Source organism: Nocardia mangyaensis, from assembly GCF_001886715.1.
Lineage (GTDB): Bacteria > Actinomycetota > Actinomycetes > Mycobacteriales > Mycobacteriaceae > Nocardia > Nocardia mangyaensis.
In genome coordinates, this window is sequence record NZ_CP018082.1 from 4,225,543 (window position 1) to 4,240,924 (window position 15,382).

Below are 15,382 nucleotides of genomic sequence, written 5' to 3' on the forward strand. Positions count from 1 at the left end.
CCGACGAGGTCCACAGATGCCACCGCAAGCCGATAAGCAGCGCAAACGCCCGAAGCAGGATCGAGCAAGGGAGACCAGGACACGCATTCTGACGGTATCCGCTCAGCTTTTCGGAACCCGCGGCATCAGCAACACCTCGACCAACCGCATCGCCGCCGAAGCGGGCATGAGCATCGGCACCCTATACCGGTATTTCACCGATCGCGACGAGATCGTCAAGGAGCTCACCGACAGCCTGTTCCTGCAGGTGGAGGAGCGTTACGCCAAGCTGCTCACGGCGGCGGTGGACAAGACACCGCGCGATGCGGTCGCCGAGGTCATCCACATCGCGGTCGAGGTCCTCGTCTCGAACGGACCGCTGGTGCGCGCACTGGTGGCCGACCTGCAGTTCTACGGCAGCGGCATCCCCGAGTTCGAGCCACGCCTGCGCATGATCATCAAGCTCTACCTGATCCAGATCCTCGGACCCACCAACGGGGTCGACATCGACACCATGGCCTTCATCTTCCTCAACACCGGGTTCGCCACCGCGTTGCGCTCGGTGGAGATGGAGGAGCAAGGACTCGATCGGGATGTGGTCATCGCCAAGACCGCCGACATGATCGGCTCCTGGATCACCACGGTGACTCAGGAGAGCGCGAATCAACCTGCCGCCGACCAGCTCCGGTGAACACGGCACGGGCCCGGATCCATCTGGATCCGGGCCCGTGCGCCAGGTTCCGCGTCAGCCCGCGTTCGCGGTGCAGATCACGTCGATGACCTCGGTGCCGACCAGATTCGCCGAACCGGTTGTCGCCAGCAACGCCGTCGGGCTCACCTCCGCGAGGCTGTGGTACGCCTCGTTCTCGGCCTCGGCCCTGGTCGCGCCGGTGCCGACCCCGACCGAGCCGTCCTCGGCGCCGACGATGACGCCGCAGCCGTCGGACCAGGCGGCCCAGATGTGGCAGTCGGCCTCGTCGCAGTTGGCCAGTGCGACGTCCTCGGCGGCACGCGCGCTCGGCTCGTTCACGCTGTAGTCGTAGATCCACGCCTCGTCGCTGAACGCGATCGCCGCGTGCAGGCTCGCCGCGTTCGCCGAACCGGCACCGAACACCGACGCGGCCGCGAGACCCACTGCCGCGGCGGCGAAGCCGACCTTGGTTTTGACACTCATTCGAACGATCTCCTCTGAAAGCGGCTACGATTCCGCAGCCCCCACGATCATGGCCGATGCGTTCGATCCGGCCAAAACGGGCAGACGGAATCACACGGCCTTCGCGGGCGCATCACCACGGACCGACGGGATACGCCAGCAGTGCCGGCCCGATCGCGGACAGCCCACCCACCGCCGCGTGCTCGATCCGATCCACCACGAAAAACACCGCAGACCCGGATCCAGCGGAATCCGGGCCTGCAGGTGTGGTGATCCTAGACGGTGAAGCCGAGGGCACGCAGCTGTTCGCGGCCGTCGTCGGTGATCTTGTCCGGACCCCACGGGGGCATCCAGACCCAGTTGATCTCGAGATCCTCGACCAGACCGCTGCGCACCAGGGCGTTGCGGGACTGGTCCTCGATGACGTCGGTCAGCGGACAGGCCGCCGAGGTGAGCGTCATGTCGAGGCGGCAGACGTTCTCCTCGTTCACGGACATGCCGTAGACCAGGCCGAGGTCCACGACATTGATGCCCAGTTCGGGGTCGACGACATCGCGCATGGCCTCTTCGAGGTCCTCGAGGTGTTTGATCTGTTCGGCCGTGAGCTCCACTTCGGGAGCGGGCGCGGCGGTTTCGGTGGCTTCAGTGGATTCGGGAGCCTGGGTCTCACTCATCACGCTTCTCCATTTCCCATGGCGGGTTTGGCGTCCTCGGCCGAGGCGATCTGCACGACGGCGTCCTTGAACGCCATCCAGCCCAGCAGCGCGCATTTCACGCGCGCCGGGTACTTGGCGACACCGGCGAGCGCGATGCCGTCGCCGATCATGTCCTCGTCACCTTCGATGGTGCCACGGCTGGAGATCATCTCGCTGTAGGAGTCGACCACCTTCAGCGCCTGCTGCACCGGCAGCCCGATCACCTGATCGGTGAGGATCGAGGTGGCGGCCTGGCTGATCGAGCAGCCCTGACCGTCGTAGGACACGTCGGCGACCTCGCCCGCGTCGTCGATGTGGACGCGCAGGGTCACCTCGTCACCGCAGGTGGGGTTCACGTGGTGCACCTGGGCACCGAACGGTTCCCGCAACCCGCGGTGGTGCGGGTGCTTGTAGTGGTCCAGGATCACTTCCTGGTACATCTGCTCCATGCGCATGTTCTAGGCAACTCCGCTGTGTCTGATCATTCGGCCCTCGCTGCGCTCACGCCGAAGAAGCTCTGGGCCTTCCGCACGGCGGTCACCAGCGCGTCGACCTCGTCGAGGGTGTTGTACACGGCGAACGAGGCCCGGGCGGTCGCGGCGACCCCGAACTTGCGGTGCAGCGGCCAGGCGCAGTGGTGGCCCACTCGGATGGCGACGCCCTGGTCGTCGAGGATCTGGCCCACGTCGTGGGCGTGGATCCCGTCGACCACGAACGACACCGCGCCACCGCGGTCCACGTTCTCGGTCGGGCCGATGATCCGCACGCCCTCGATCGCGCCGAGCCCATCGAGCGCGGCGCCGGTCAGCGCGTGCTCGTGGGCGGCGATCGCGTCCATGCCGAGGTCCTCGAGATAGCGCACCGCGGCGGCCAGCCCGACGACCTGCGAGGTCATCGGTGTGCCCGCCTCGAAGCGCTGTGGCGGCGGCGCGTAGGTGGTCTGTTCCATCGTGACGGTCTCGATCATCGAGCCGCCGGTGATGAACGGCGGGGTCTGTTCGAGCAGCGCGCGCCGCCCGTAGAGTCCGCCGACACCCATCGGGCCCAGCATCTTGTGCCCGGAGAACGCGGCGAAGTCCACGCCGAGCTCACGGAAGTTCACCGCCATGTGCGGCACCGACTGGCAGGCGTCGAGCACGACCAGCGCGCCGACTTCCCGTGCCCGGCGGACCAATTCGACCAGCGGAGCCACCGCGCCGGTGACGTTGGACTGATGCGTGAACGCGAGAACCTTTGTCGCAGAAGACAGTTCGAGCGAATCCAGGTCGATCCGACCAGCTCCGCCCGATCCCGCCGTCCCCTCCCCCGTGATCCCGTACCACTTGAGCGTGGCACCGGTACGACGCGCGAGTTCCTGCCACGGAACGAGATTCGCGTGGTGTTCGAGCTCGGTGATCACGATCTCGTCGCCCGGGCCCACCTTGTAGGGGAACCGGTCGTCACCGAAGGCGTTGGCCACCAGGTTCAGCGACTCGGTCGCGTTCTTGGTGAACACGATCTCCCCGGCGTCGGCGCCGACGAAGCCCGCGATGGCGACGCGGGCGTCCTCGTAGGAGTCGGTCGCCTCCTCGGCCAGCTGGTGCGCACCACGATGCACCGCCGAGTTGCGGGTGAGCAGGAACTCCCGCTCGGCGTCGAGCACCTGCAGCGGACGCTGCGACGTCGCACCGGAATCCAGGTACACCAACGGCTTCCCGTCCCGAACCGTGCGGTTCAGGATCGGGAAGTCGGCCCGGATCCGGGCGACATCGAGGGCGGAGCCCGACACGGACACGGCAGTCATGCGATCAGGCTCCGGCGGTCGCGGGCGTGAAGCGCACGTAGCCGTTCGCGTCGAGCTCCTCGGCCAGCTCGGAACCACCCTCGGCGACGATCTTGCCGTTGATGAACACGTGCACGAAGTCGGGCTTGATGTAGCGCAGGATGCGGGTGTAGTGCGTGATCAGCAGCACGCCGCCGTCCTCGCGCTCCTTGTAGCGGTTGACGCCGTCGGAGACGATGCGCAGCGCGTCGACGTCGAGGCCGGAGTCGGTCTCGTCCAGGATCGCGATCTTGGGCTTGAGCAGACCCAGCTGCAGCACCTCGTGACGCTTCTTCTCGCCACCGGAGAAGCCCTCGTTCACGCTGCGGTCGGCGAAGGCCGAGTCGATGTCGAGCTCGGACATCGACTCCTTCACCTCCTTGACCCAGGTGCGCAGCTTGGGGGCCTCGCCGCGCACGGCCGTTGCCGCGGTACGCAGGAAGTTCGACATCGAGACACCGGGCACCTCGACCGGGTACTGCATGGCCAGGAACAGGCCCGCGCGAGCGCGCTCGTCGACCGACATCTCGAGGACGTCCTCGCCGTCGAGGGTGATGGTGCCCTGGGTGACGGTGTACTTCGGGTGACCCGCGATTACATAGGACAGCGTGGACTTGCCCGAGCCGTTGGGGCCCATGATGGCGTGCGTCTCGCCCGAGCGCACGGTCAGGTTCACGCCGTTGAGGATCTGCTTGGCCTCACCCTCGGGCGTGGTGATCTCGGCGTGCAGGTCCTTGATTTCCAAGGTGGTCATCGAATTCGAATCCTTTGTGTGAAGTAGGTGTCAGATGCCGACAGTGGCGAGTTCGGCCTCGATGGCCGCCTCGAGCCGCTCCCGGACCTCGGGGACCGCGATCTTCTGGATGATCTCGAAGAAGAAGCCACGCACGACCAGGCGGCGGGCGACGTCCTCGGGAATGCCGCGAGCGCGCAGGTAGAACAGCTGCTCGTCGTCGAAGCGGCCGGTGGCACTGGCGTGTCCGGCACCGGCGATCTCGCCGGTCTCGATCTCCAGGTTCGGCACCGAGTCGGCGCGCGCGCCGTCGGTGAGCACCAGGTTGCGGTTCGCCTCGTAGGTGTCGGTGCCCTCGGCGGCGGCGCGGATCAGCACGTCGCCGACCCACACCGTGCGGGCATCGCCCTTCGGCGAGGACGGGTCACCCTGCAGCGCACCCTTGTACAGCACATTGGACTTGCAGTTGGGCTCGGCGTGATCGATCAGCAGGCGCTGCTCGAAGTGCTGACCGGCATCGGCGAAGTACAGGCCGAACAGCTCGGCCTCGCCGCCGGGACCGGCGTAACGCACGGTGCCGGTGAGGCGGACCAGATCGCCACCCAGAGTCGCCGACACGTGACGCAGGTTCGCGTCGCGGCCCAGCTTGATGTGGTGCGCGGTGGCGTGCACGGCGTCCTCGGCCCATTCCTGGACCGCGACGACGGTCAGCTTGGCGCTGTCCCCGAGCACGAATTCGACGTTCTCGGCGTAGATTCCGCTGCCACGCTGGTCGATGACCACGGTGGCGACGGCGAAGTTGTCCAGCCGGATCTGCAGGTGACCGTAGGCGGTCTTGCCCTCGCCCGGACCGGTGATCGTCACCGTGACCGGGTCCGACACCTCGGTCTCCGGCCCCACGGTGATCACGGTCGCCGACTCGAAGCCCGAATAGGCCTGCGCGGCAACACGATCGGCGGGAGTACCGGCCTGACCGAGGCGAGCATCGGCGCGGTCCACCGTTTCCACGGTGACTCCGGCGACCTCGCTCACCTCGACGGTGGCGGCACCGTCACGCACGGCGGTGCCGTCGTGCAGACCGCGCAGGCGGCGCAGCGGGGTGAACCGCCACGCCTCGTCACGGCCCGACGGGATCTCGAACTGATCGACGTCGAACGAGGTGAAGACCTCGCCCTTGTTGACCGCGGCGACGGCGCCCGGGTTCTGAATCGGCGTCTCGAGCGTCGACATCAGCCCACGGCCCCTTCCATCTGCAGCTCGATGAGCCGGTTGAGTTCCAGCGCGTACTCCATCGGCAATTCCTTGGCGATCGGCTCGACGAAGCCGCGCACCACCATCGCCATCGCCTCGTCCTCGGTCAGACCGCGGCTCATCAGGTAGAACAGCTGATCCTCGGAGACCTTGGAGACGGTCGCCTCGTGGCCCATCGTCACGTCGTCCTCGCGGATGTCGACGTAGGGGTAGGTGTCGGAACGGCTGATCGTGTCGACCAGCAGCGCGTCACACTTCACCGTCGACTTCGAGCCGTGCGCGCCCTTGTTGATCTGAACCAGGCCGCGGTAGGACGCGCGCCCGCCACCACGCGCCACCGACTTCGACACGATGGTCGAGGAGGTGTGCGGGGCCAGGTGCAGCATCTTGGCACCGGTGTCCTGGTGCTGGCCGACGCCGGCGAACGCCACCGACAGGACCTCACCGTGCGCGTGCTCGCCGGTCATCCAGACCGCCGGGTACTTCATGGTGACCTTGGAGCCGATGTTGCCGTCGACCCATTCCATGGTCGCGCCCGCCTCGGCCTTGGCCCGCTTGGTGACCAGGTTGTAGACGTTGTTCGACCAGTTCTGGATGGTCGTGTAGCGGCAGCGGCCGCCCTTCTTCACGATGATCTCCACGACCGCGGAGTGCAGCGAGTCGGACTTGTAGATGGGGGCTGTACAACCCTCGACGTAATGGACGTAGGCGTCCTCGTCGACGATGATCAGCGTCCGCTCGAACTGGCCCATGTTCTCGGTGTTGATCCGGAAGTAGGCCTGCAGCGGGATGTCGACGTGCACGCCCGGCGGCACGTAGATGAACGAGCCACCCGACCACACAGCAGTGTTGAGCGCGGAGAACTTGTTGTCGCCCGCGGGAATCACCGAGCCGAAGTACTCCTTGAAGATCTCCGGGTGCTCCTTCAACGCCGTGTCGGTGTCGAGGAAGATGACGCCCTGCTTCTCCAGATCCTCACGGATGGAGTGGTAGACGACCTCGGACTCGTACTGCGCCGCGACACCGGAGACCAGGCGCTGCTTCTCCGCCTCGGGGATGCCGAGCTTGTCGTAGGTGTTCTTGATGTCCTCGGGCAGGTCTTCCCAGCTCTCGGCCTGCTTCTCCGAGGAGCGCACGAAGTACTTGATGTTGTCGAAGTCGATGCCGTCGAGGTTCGAACCCCAGTTGGGCATGGGCTTGCGGTCGAAGATGCGCAGCGCCTTGAGGCGGATGTCGAGCATCCAGTCCTGCTCGCTCTTCTTCTCCGAGATGTCGCGGACGACAGCCTCCGACAGACCGCGTTGCGCACTGGCACCGGCCACATCCGAATCGGACCAGCCGTAGCCGTAGTTGCCCAGCGAGGCGATGGTCTCGTCCTGGGTCAAAGGCTGTACCTGGTCGGTAGTCGTCGTCATTCGGCACTCCTTCCGGAGTCGTTCGTTCGTCCCGCCGCGGGCTGTGCGGCGGATGGGGTGGAAGCTGTCTTCGGCAGTGCGACGAGCGGTACGTGGGTGGTACAGGCGCAATCGCCGTTGGCGATGGTCGCAAGTCGCTGGACGTGGGTACCGAGCAGGTCCCGGAAAGCGTCCAGTTCGGCGTCGCACAACTGCGGGAACTCCTCGGCCACATGAGCGACCGGGCAGTGGTGCTGACAGATCTGCACGCCGGCGCCGACCTGTCGGGTGGTCGCGGCGAAGCCGGCATCGGTGAACGCGCCCGCGATCTCTTCGGCCTTGGCCTCGATCAGCGGCGCGGTGTGCTCGGCGACCGGGGCGATTCCGGCGACGATCGCATTCGCTCGCTTACGCGCGAACTCCGTGATCGCCTCGTCACCGCCGATCTCGCCGAGCTGGCGGATCGCCGCGCCGGCCAGATCGTCGTAGGCATGGCCGAGATGGCCACGTCCCGCCGCGGTCAGCTGATACTGCTTGGCCGGCCTGCCGCGCCCCTTCTGCTGCCACGGCGCGGACCGACCGGCCCTGGCCTGACCGGCGTCGATGAGCGCGTCGAGATGCCTGCGCACCCCGGCGGGCGCGAGCCCGAGCGCGGTACCGATCGCCGTCGCGGTGATCGGCCCCTGCTCGAGCAGCAGCTGGACGATCGCCGCCCTGGTCTGCCCCTCGTGCGCGGTCGCGACGGGCACAGCGGACGACCGAGCACCGGTCGTCTTACGACCGGTCCCTTCCACGTCTGTCCGCAAACCCACGGTTTTCACAACACCAGTGTGGCGGAATTACTTCCTCAAATCTAATAAGGGTCACCTGACAAAGGGTGCCCTGACCTGCGGCAAAGATCGTCCCACTGTCCCGCGCCTCACCAAAACCCCAGGTGCAGCCCACGAACCCGCACCCCGGACCGGCACCGGGGTGACTCAACGCACACCCGCACCGCCCGCCGAATCCGCCCGATCCCGACGACGGCACCCTCCTCCCCGCCGTCCTGGCCGGCGGCATCCCGCCTCCCGCCGGGTCATGAACACCCTCCTCGACAACTTTCCGCGCTGACCTGATCTGGACCATTGCTCACCACGCCCTGGTGGCGTGATCTCGGGCGATGCCGCCACCAGGGCGTGGTGATCGAGTGTCCAGGTGTGAAGTGGCGCTCGGCGGTGGGGATGGGGTGGGCGTGGCACGATGGGAGGGTGTCGAACCCGCCCACACCGACGTGTGTCCGCCATCCTGATCGCGCCACCGGACTCGCCTGCACGCGGTGCGGCAGGCCCGCTTGTCCGGAATGTCTGCGGCCGGCGGCGGTGGGGCAGCACTGCGTGGATTGTGTGCGGCAGGGGCAGCGCGATGTGCGGCCGGTGCGAACCGTGGGCGGGGCTCGGGCCGATGCGGAGGCCGTGCCGTCTGTGACGTACGGGTTGATCGCGGTCAATGTGCTCGTGTACGTGATCACGGCCGCGCAGGCGGGTAGCGCGATGGACAACTATCGCGGGTCGGCGCTGTTCCGGGAGTTCGTCCTGGTGCCGCGGCTCGTGGCCGACGGAGAGTTCCTGCGGCTGATCGGGTCGGGATTCCTGCACTACGGCGCGATCCATCTGCTGGTCAACATGTTCGCGCTCTACATCGTCGGGCGTGATCTCGAGCGAGTACTCGGCCGGACCCGCTATGCGTGCGTGTACCTGATCTCACTGCTCGGCGGCTCGGCCGCGGTGATGGCGCTCTCCGGTTCGATCACCGCGACCGCCGGTGCCTCCGGTGCGGTCTACGGCCTGTTCGGCGCGGTCACGGTGACCCTGATCCGATTGCGGCAGAGTCCGACGCCGATGCTCGTCATCATCGGCATCAACGTGCTGATCAGCTTCTCGCTACCCGGCATCTCCCTGTGGGGCCACCTCGGTGGCCTGGCCGCGGGCACGCTCGGCGCCCTCGGCATCCTGTTCGCGCCCGGCTGGCTGTCGGCCCGTACGCCGGAGGCGGCCCAGCGCATCGGCTGGGCGACGCTCGGCGCGGTCGCGGTGGCCTGCCTGGCTGTGATCGTCGCGGCGACCGTGTATCTGCGTTCCCAGCCGCCGGTCATCCTGATCGGCGCTCCGGCCACGGTCGCCGAGGTCGCGACACACTAGGCTCCCTCTTCGTGGCGGTACTGGAGGGCGCGACGCGCAAGACATTGGCGTTCGGGCGGCGAGCTCTCGGGCTCGACGTGCCCGCACCCGATCACACCGTCGCGGTGCTGCATCGCGACGAGAGCGAGGTCCCCGGACTCGACAAGCGCGAGCGGGCCCAACTGGATCGCATCCGGCTGATGGGCGCGACCGGCGCGGTCCTCATGGCGATCGCGGCACTGGGCATCGGCGCGCAACCGGTGCACCAGAATCCGGTTTCAGGGGTGCGGGTACTCGGCATCTTCGCGCGAGCGCACACCGGCTCGCTGGCCATGTGCATGTTCGGCACCGTTCTGGTGATCGGCGCGTGGTTGCTGCTCGGCCGGTTCGCGATCGGCGGACTGGCCGGATCGCCGCTGCATCGGCTGAGCCGCTCGCAACTGGACCGGACGCTGCTGTTGTGGATCGTTCCGCTCTCGGTCGCCCCGCCGATGTTCAGCAACGATGTCTACTCCTACCTCGCGCAGAGCGAGATCGCCGCACGCGGAATCGATCCCTATGAGGAGGGCCCGGTCGCCGGCCTCGGCATCGACAACGTCCTCACCAACAACGTTCCGACGATCTGGCGCGACACCCCCGCGCCGTACGGTCCACTGTTCCTGTGGATCGGCCGCGGCATCGCCGAGTTGACCGGCGACAACATCATCGCCGGGGTGTGGGTGCATCGACTGCTCGCCCTGGCCGGCGTGGCCTTGATCGTGTGGGCACTGCCGCGGCTGTCGGTGCGCTGCGGCGTCGCGCCGGTGAGCGCGCTGTGGCTCGGCGCGGCCAATCCGCTGGTGCTGTTCCACCTGGTCGGCGGCGTGCACAACGACGCGCTCATGCTCGGGCTGATGCTGGCGGGCGTCGAGCTGACGCTGCGGGCGATCTACGGCAACGGCGGCAAACCCGACCTGCTGAGCATGCGGGACCGGCCACCGTTCGACGCCCGCGCCTATGCCCTGTTGATCGGCGGCGCGGTGGTGATCACCCTGTCGTCGTCGGTCAAGTTCACCTCGATCATCGCACTCGGCTTCGTCGGTATGGCGCTGGCCTGGCGGTGGGGCGGAACCCTCAAGGCGGTCTTCAAGGCGGCCGCACTGCTGGCGGTGATCGCCGGGGCGACAACACTGTTCGTGAGTTACGCCAGCGGACTCGGCTTCGGCTGGATCTTCACCCTCAACACCGCCAGCGCGGTGCGCAGCTGGATGTCGCTACCGACCGTGATCGGGATCATCACCGGATTCGGTGGTGTCCTGCTCGGCCTGGGCGACCACACGACCGCCCTGCTCTCGATCACCCGGCCCATCGCGGCGGTCGTCGCGGCCTACGTGGTCGTCCGCATGCTGGTCGCCACCGGCACCGGCAGGCTGCACCCGGTCGGCGCCCTCGGTGTCGCGCTCGGCGCGGTCGTCCTGCTGTTCCCGGTGGTTCAGCCCTGGTACCTGCTGTGGGCCATCGTCCCCCTGGCCGCCTGGGCCACTCAACCGGTGTTCCGCGTACCCGCCGTCGCGTTCTCGGCGGTGGTCTCGCTGCTGGTGATGCCACGCGGCGCGGAGTTCCAGGTATTCCAGATCATCGGCGCCGCACTGGCCGCCGCGGTCTGCTTCGCGCTGTTCTTCGCGCTCACCCGCCACACCCTGCCCTGGCGGGCCCAGGCGGGGGTGTCGGCTCCGTCACAGGAGGGCACGGCTTACCGTGTGACGTCGTGAGGGAGCGTAGCGAGCGAGCCATGGGCACAGCACCCTGTGGCGCGACGGAGCCGAGCGCAGGCGAGGCGCCGTCGTGACAGAACGCGAGGGACCCGCGGTCTGCGTCGACGGTGTGGTCAAACGCTACGGCGAGACCACCGCGGTCGACGGGCTGAAGTTCGAGGTCGAACCGGCCCAGGTGTTCGCGCTGCTCGGCCCCAACGGCGCGGGCAAGACCACCACCGTCGAGATGTGCGAGGGCTTCGTGCGCCCCGACACGGGCAGCGTCCGCGTCCTCGGGCTCGACCCGATCGCCGACTCCGAACAGCTGCGCCCGCGCATCGGCGTGATGCTGCAGGGCGGCGGCGCCTACCCCGGTGCCCGCGCGGGCGAGATGCTCGACCTGGTCGCGGCTTACTCCGCCAATCCGCTCGACCCGGACTGGCTCCTGTCGACCCTGGGCCTGCGCGACCATCGCCGCACCCCCTACCGCCGTTTGTCCGGCGGTCAACAGCAGCGGCTGGCCCTGGCCTGCGCGCTGGTCGGCCGACCGGAGATCGTGTTCCTCGACGAGCCGACCGCCGGTCTGGACGCCCAGGCGAGGTTGATCGTGTGGGAACTCGTCGACGCCCTGCGCCGCGACGGGGTGAGCGTCGTGCTCACCACGCACATGATGGACGAGGCTGAACAGCTCGCCGACCAGCTGGTGATCATCGATCACGGTCAGGTCGTCGCCCAGGGCACTCCCGCCGAGGTCACCGCGCACGGCGCCGCGGGCCAGTTGCGGTTCTGCGCCCCCCCGAAACTCGACATCACCCTGCTGAAATCGGCACTGCCGGAAGGCTTCTGCCCGCGCGAGACAGCGCCGGGCACCTATCTTGTCGAAGGTGAGATCACTCCGCAGGTGCTGGCCACGGTCACCGCCTGGTGCGCCAGGATGGACGTGCTGGCCACCGACATCCGCATCGATCAGCGCCGCCTCGAAGACGTGTTCCTCGAACTGACCGGACGGGATCTGCGCGGATGACCGAGACCTCCAGCCGATTCCAGCCCGGCATCTTCACCGCCGACCCGCGCCCCGCCTCGCGCGCGGCGATGCTCACGGCGCAGACCGGGCTGGAGCTGAAACTGTTGCTGCGCAACGGCGAACAGCTGCTGCTCACCATGTTCATCCCGATCACGCTGCTGATCGGCCTGACCCTGCTGCCCTTCGGCGACCTCGGCGACCACCGGGTCGACAAGATCGTGCCGATGGTGATGATGACCGCGGTGATGTCGACCGCGTTCACCGGCCAGGCCATCGCCGTCGGCTTCGATCGCCGCTACGGCGCGCTCAAGCGTCTCGGCGCGACCCCGCTGCCGCGCTGGGGCGTGATCGCGGGCAAGTGCGCGGCGGTGCTCATCGTCGTCGTGCTGCAGGCGGTGCTACTCGGCGTGATCGGCGCGGCGCTGGGCTGGCGGCCCGGTTTCGGCGGGCTGGCGCTGGGCGCGCTGGCGATCGCGCTCGGCACCGCGACCTTCGCGGCGATGGGCCTGCTGCTCGGCGGCACGCTCAAGGCCGAGGTCGTGCTGGCCGTGGCCAATATCGCCTGGTTCGTCATGCTCGGCATCGCGAGCCTGGTTCTCGTCGGCGACACGCTGCCCACCGCGCTCACGGTCCTCGCCCGGCTCGTCCCCTCCGGCGCGCTGGCCTACACCCTCGAGCTGGCCCTTTCGGGCTCGATCGACGGGTTCGGGGTGGCGGTGCTCGCGGGGTGGGGTCTGGTGTGCGGCTGGCTCGCGACCCGGTTCTTCCGGTTTCACTGAGTAGTCAACGACGCCATGTAGTAGCCCTGGTTCCGGGCGGAACTTCCCGGCCAGTACCATCGTGACGTGCTGTATCGCGCCTTCCTGGGACTCGTCGACCGGCTACCGCTCCCCTCGCTGCGGGTGCAGCGGTTCATCGCCGTCGCGGTGATCCTCAGCCAGGCCGGAATCTCGGTGACCGGCGCCATCGTGCGCGTCACCGCCTCCGGCCTCGGCTGCCCGACCTGGCCGCAGTGCTTCCCCGGCAGCTTCACCCCGATCGGGGTGTCCGAGGTGCCGGTCCTGCACCAGACCGTGGAATTCGGCAACCGCCTGCTCACCTTCGTGGTGACGCTGTGCGCCGCGCTGATCGTGCTGGCCGTCGTGCGCGCGCGACGCCGCAAGGAAGTGCTCGTCTACGCCTGGCTGATGCCCGGCGGCACGGTCCTGCAGGCCATCATCGGCGGTTTCACCGTGCTCACCGGACTGCTGTGGTGGACGGTGGCCGTGCACTTGCTGGTCTCGATGGTGATGGTGTGGCTCGCGGTGGTGCTCTACGCCAAGATCGGCGAACCCGACGACGGCATCGACACCGTGCAGGTGCCCGCTCCGCTGCGCTGGCTCACCGCGCTCAGTGGCGTGGCGCTCGCGGGCGTGCTGATCGCGGGCACCCTCGTCACCGCTGCCGGGCCCCACGCCGGGGACAAGAGCATCGAACGACCGGTCGAGCGACTGCAGGTCGAGATCGTCACCCTGGTTCACCTGCACTCGCAATTGCTCATCGGCTATCTGGCGCTGCTCGTCGGCCTGACCTTCGGGCTCTATGCCGTCGGGATGACCGCGGCGATCCGCACCCGCATGTTCGTGCTGCTGGGCATCGTCGTCGCACAAGCACTGGTCGGGATCGTCCAGTACTTCACCGATGTACCCGCGGCGCTGGTCGCGATCCACGTCGGCGGCGCGGCGGCCTGCACCGCGGCGACGGCGGCCCTGTGGGCGTCGCTGCGCACCCGAGAGACGGTCGAGACATCCGTCGCGATTCCGCAGCCTGCCACACACTGACTTCCGTCGACGGCGACGTGCGCGGATCCTGGCCCACTCGATTCCACGCCACCGCCGACGTCGATGATCTGGCGACGCCGCCGCGATCGGCGGCTGCTGAACACCCCACGAACAGCGACAGCCCGCGATCGTCGGTGATCGCGGGCTGTCGCGTCGTATCGGCTGTCGTGTCGTCGAAGGCTCAGGCCCCGGCGAACAGCTTCCAGTTGCGGGCCTTCGGGAAGCGGGTCTGGTGGGCGACCCAGCCCGCCATCCGGCCCCAGTGCTTCGCAGTCGGGGTGACGATCGAGCCGAGTTCACGGTCCCACTCGTCGGTCTCGGTGAGCCCGTCGACGCGCTCGACGAGCGCCTTCGCCGTCGCCAGATCGGCCACCACGCGGTCACCGAGGATGCCGTCGGCACCGACCAGGGTGATCCGCACGCCCTGCTTGCCGAGGTACTGCAGCACCGCCGTGCCCGAACCACCGTGCTCGGCGACGAACTTCACGACGGACTTCTCGACCGCGGCGGGCACCTTCACGGCCGCGGGGGCGTCGGTAGTACTCATGGGCGAGAGTTTACCGGCCGGTAGTTGCGCGTCCACCCCCGAGTGAGGTCGAACACGGGGTGTACAAAGGACACTCATGCACGCGATTCAGGTTTCCGAGCACGGTGGTCCCGAGGTCCTGCGCTGGGTCGAGGTGGCGCCACCGCGGATCGGGCCCGGTCAGCTGCTGGTCGAGACCCAGGGTGTGGGCGTCAATTACATCGACATCTACTTCCGCACCGGCCAGTACCCGCAGCAGACGCCCTACATCCCCGGCTCCGAGGGGACCGGCGTCGTCGCGGCGGTCGGCGCCGAGGTCACCGAGTTCGTGGTGGGCGACCGGGTGGCCTGGGCGGCCGCGCCGGGCAGCTACGCGGACAAGGTGGCCGTCGACGAGACGGCGGCGGTGAAGGTGCCCGACGGGGTCGAGCCCACCGTCGCGGCGGCCGCGCTGCTGCAGGGCATGACAGCGCACTACCTGATCGAATCGGTGTTCCGTCCCGAGTCCGGCGACCCGGTGCTCATCCACGCCGGTGCGGGCGGAGTCGGGCTGCTGCTCACCCAAATGGCCGTGGCCAAGGGCGCGCGGGTGATCACCACCGTCTCCACCGACGCCAAGGAGCAGCTGTCTCGCGAGGCGGGCGCGTCCGAGGTCCTGCGCTATGGCGACGACCTGGCCGCCCGGGTCCGCGACCTCACCGACGGCGTCGGCGTCGCCGCGGTCTACGACGGTGTCGGCGCGAGCACCTTCGAAGCCGGCCTGGCTTCCCTGCGGGTACGCGGCACCCTGGTCCTGTTCGGCGCGGCCAGCGGCCCGGTACCACCGTTCGACCCGCAGCGCCTCAACCCCGCGGGCTCGCTCTGGCTCACCCGCCCGTCGCTGGGCGCCTATACCCGCGACCGCGCCGAATTCCTGTGGCGCGCAACCGATGTCTTCAACGGAATCGCCACAGGAGCCCTGAACTTCCGGATCGGCGCCACCTATCCCCTCGCCGACGCCGCCCAGGCCCACACCGACCTGGCAGGCCGCAAGACCACCGGTTCGATCGTCCTGCTGCCCTGATTTCCCGCCCGTCCGGAACGACGGCGGCCGGGCAGGAATGCCCGGCCGCCACTT

General features: G+C 68.3%; 16 protein-coding genes. 7 read left to right on the forward strand and 9 right to left on the reverse strand.

Annotation, left to right across the window (positions count from 1 at the left end; translation table 11 throughout):
- Positions 1-16 precede the first annotated feature (16 nt).
- A complete protein-coding gene (locus BOX37_RS19150; RefSeq protein WP_071928859.1) occupies positions 17-670 on the forward strand; it encodes a TetR/AcrR family transcriptional regulator in 654 nt (217 codons plus the stop codon).
- A 54-nt stretch (positions 671-724) separates the two neighbouring features.
- Here the strand turns inward: BOX37_RS19150 and BOX37_RS19155 are convergent, their stop codons facing one another.
- The 8 genes from BOX37_RS19155 to BOX37_RS19190 all read right to left on the reverse strand — a co-directional run bounded on the left by BOX37_RS19155 (position 725) and on the right by BOX37_RS19190 (position 7,818).
- Positions 725-1,153 (reverse strand): DUF4189 domain-containing protein, encoded by a 429-nt coding sequence (locus tag BOX37_RS19155; RefSeq protein ID WP_071928860.1) that lies wholly within the window; start codon positions 1,151-1,153, stop codon positions 725-727.
- A 254-nt stretch (positions 1,154-1,407) separates the two neighbouring features.
- Positions 1,408-1,806 (reverse strand): metal-sulfur cluster assembly factor, encoded by a 399-nt coding sequence (locus BOX37_RS19160; protein WP_071931658.1) that lies wholly within the window; start codon positions 1,804-1,806, stop codon positions 1,408-1,410.
- Positions 1,806-2,282, reverse strand: a complete 477-nt coding sequence (gene sufU, locus BOX37_RS19165) for a Fe-S cluster assembly sulfur transfer protein SufU (RefSeq protein WP_071928861.1) — start codon at positions 2,280-2,282, stop codon at positions 1,806-1,808. The genes BOX37_RS19160 and sufU overlap by 1 nt, the downstream gene beginning before the upstream one ends.
- 26 nt (positions 2,283-2,308) lie before the next feature.
- Positions 2,309-3,610, reverse strand: a complete 1,302-nt coding sequence (locus BOX37_RS19170; RefSeq protein WP_084759845.1) for a cysteine desulfurase — start codon at positions 3,608-3,610, stop codon at positions 2,309-2,311.
- Positions 3,611-3,614: 4 nt separating this feature from the next.
- A complete protein-coding gene (gene sufC, locus BOX37_RS19175) occupies positions 3,615-4,382 on the reverse strand; it encodes a Fe-S cluster assembly ATPase SufC (RefSeq protein ID WP_071928862.1) in 768 nt (255 codons plus the stop codon).
- Positions 4,383-4,412: 30 nt separating this feature from the next.
- Complete coding sequence (gene sufD / locus BOX37_RS19180; protein WP_071928863.1) at positions 4,413-5,591, reverse strand: Fe-S cluster assembly protein SufD; 1,179 nt, start codon at positions 5,589-5,591, stop codon at positions 4,413-4,415.
- Positions 5,591-7,027: a Fe-S cluster assembly protein SufB gene (sufB, locus tag BOX37_RS19185; protein WP_071928864.1), complete on the reverse strand. Its 1,437-nt coding sequence runs from the start codon at positions 7,025-7,027 to the stop codon at positions 5,591-5,593. The genes sufD and sufB overlap by 1 nt, the downstream gene beginning before the upstream one ends.
- Positions 7,024-7,818 carry a helix-turn-helix transcriptional regulator gene (locus tag BOX37_RS19190; protein WP_420811540.1) on the reverse strand — a complete coding sequence of 265 codons (795 nt, stop codon included), beginning with the start codon at positions 7,816-7,818 and terminating at the stop codon, positions 7,024-7,026. Before BOX37_RS19190 ends, sufB begins: the two co-directional genes overlap by 4 nt.
- 408 nt (positions 7,819-8,226) lie before the next feature.
- On the opposite strand from BOX37_RS19190, the gene BOX37_RS19195 reads away from it, so the two are divergent.
- The 5 genes from BOX37_RS19195 to BOX37_RS19215 all read left to right on the forward strand — a co-directional run bounded on the left by BOX37_RS19195 (position 8,227) and on the right by BOX37_RS19215 (position 13,739).
- Complete coding sequence (locus BOX37_RS19195; protein ID WP_071928866.1) at positions 8,227-9,183, forward strand: rhomboid family intramembrane serine protease; 957 nt, start codon at positions 8,227-8,229, stop codon at positions 9,181-9,183.
- An 11-nt stretch (positions 9,184-9,194) separates the two neighbouring features.
- Entirely contained in the window at positions 9,195-10,913 is a 1,719-nt protein-coding gene (gene mptB / locus BOX37_RS19200) for a polyprenol phosphomannose-dependent alpha 1,6 mannosyltransferase MptB (protein ID WP_071928867.1), read from the forward strand.
- 73 nt (positions 10,914-10,986) lie between these two features.
- The gene (locus tag BOX37_RS19205) at positions 10,987-11,919 is read left to right on the forward strand and encodes an ABC transporter ATP-binding protein (RefSeq protein WP_071928868.1); all 933 of its coding nucleotides are present in this window, start codon (positions 10,987-10,989) and stop codon (positions 11,917-11,919) included.
- A complete protein-coding gene (locus tag BOX37_RS19210; RefSeq protein ID WP_071928869.1) occupies positions 11,916-12,698 on the forward strand; it encodes an ABC transporter permease in 783 nt (260 codons plus the stop codon). Before BOX37_RS19205 ends, BOX37_RS19210 begins: the two co-directional genes overlap by 4 nt.
- Before the next feature lie 66 nt (positions 12,699-12,764).
- Complete coding sequence (locus BOX37_RS19215) at positions 12,765-13,739, forward strand: COX15/CtaA family protein (protein WP_071928870.1); 975 nt, start codon at positions 12,765-12,767, stop codon at positions 13,737-13,739.
- 181 nt (positions 13,740-13,920) lie between these two features.
- Here the strand turns inward: BOX37_RS19215 and BOX37_RS19220 are convergent, their stop codons facing one another.
- Positions 13,921-14,286: a hypothetical protein gene (locus BOX37_RS19220; protein WP_071931660.1), complete on the reverse strand. Its 366-nt coding sequence runs from the start codon at positions 14,284-14,286 to the stop codon at positions 13,921-13,923.
- Positions 14,287-14,362: 76 nt separating this feature from the next.
- On the opposite strand from BOX37_RS19220, the gene BOX37_RS19225 reads away from it, so the two are divergent.
- Positions 14,363-15,328 (forward strand): quinone oxidoreductase family protein, encoded by a 966-nt coding sequence (locus tag BOX37_RS19225; protein ID WP_071928871.1) that lies wholly within the window; start codon positions 14,363-14,365, stop codon positions 15,326-15,328.
- The last annotated feature ends 54 nt before the right edge of the window (positions 15,329-15,382 follow it).

Excerpts from the sequence above, each read along its gene's own strand:
- BOX37_RS19150 (WP_071928859.1), top strand. The coding sequence starts at position 17 with ATGCCACCGCAAGCCGATAAGCAGCGCAAACGCCCGAAGCAGGATCGA.
- BOX37_RS19155 (WP_071928860.1), bottom strand. The coding sequence starts at position 1,153 with ATGAGTGTCAAAACCAAGGTCGGCTTCGCCGCCGCGGCAGTGGGTCTC.
- BOX37_RS19160 (WP_071931658.1), bottom strand. The coding sequence starts at position 1,806 with ATGAGTGAGACCCAGGCTCCCGAATCCACTGAAGCCACCGAAACCGCC.
- sufU (WP_071928861.1), bottom strand. The coding sequence starts at position 2,282 with ATGCGCATGGAGCAGATGTACCAGGAAGTGATCCTGGACCACTACAAG.
- BOX37_RS19170 (WP_084759845.1), bottom strand. The coding sequence starts at position 3,610 with ATGACTGCCGTGTCCGTGTCGGGCTCCGCCCTCGATGTCGCCCGGATC.
- sufC (WP_071928862.1), bottom strand. The coding sequence starts at position 4,382 with ATGACCACCTTGGAAATCAAGGACCTGCACGCCGAGATCACCACGCCC.
- sufD (WP_071928863.1), bottom strand. The coding sequence starts at position 5,591 with ATGTCGACGCTCGAGACGCCGATTCAGAACCCGGGCGCCGTCGCCGCG.
- sufB (WP_071928864.1), bottom strand. The coding sequence starts at position 7,027 with ATGACGACGACTACCGACCAGGTACAGCCTTTGACCCAGGACGAGACC.
- BOX37_RS19195 (WP_071928866.1), top strand. The coding sequence starts at position 8,227 with ATGGGGTGGGCGTGGCACGATGGGAGGGTGTCGAACCCGCCCACACCG.
- BOX37_RS19210 (WP_071928869.1), top strand. The coding sequence starts at position 11,916 with ATGACCGAGACCTCCAGCCGATTCCAGCCCGGCATCTTCACCGCCGAC.
- BOX37_RS19220 (WP_071931660.1), bottom strand. The coding sequence starts at position 14,286 with ATGAGTACTACCGACGCCCCCGCGGCCGTGAAGGTGCCCGCCGCGGTC.
- BOX37_RS19225 (WP_071928871.1), top strand. The coding sequence starts at position 14,363 with ATGCACGCGATTCAGGTTTCCGAGCACGGTGGTCCCGAGGTCCTGCGC.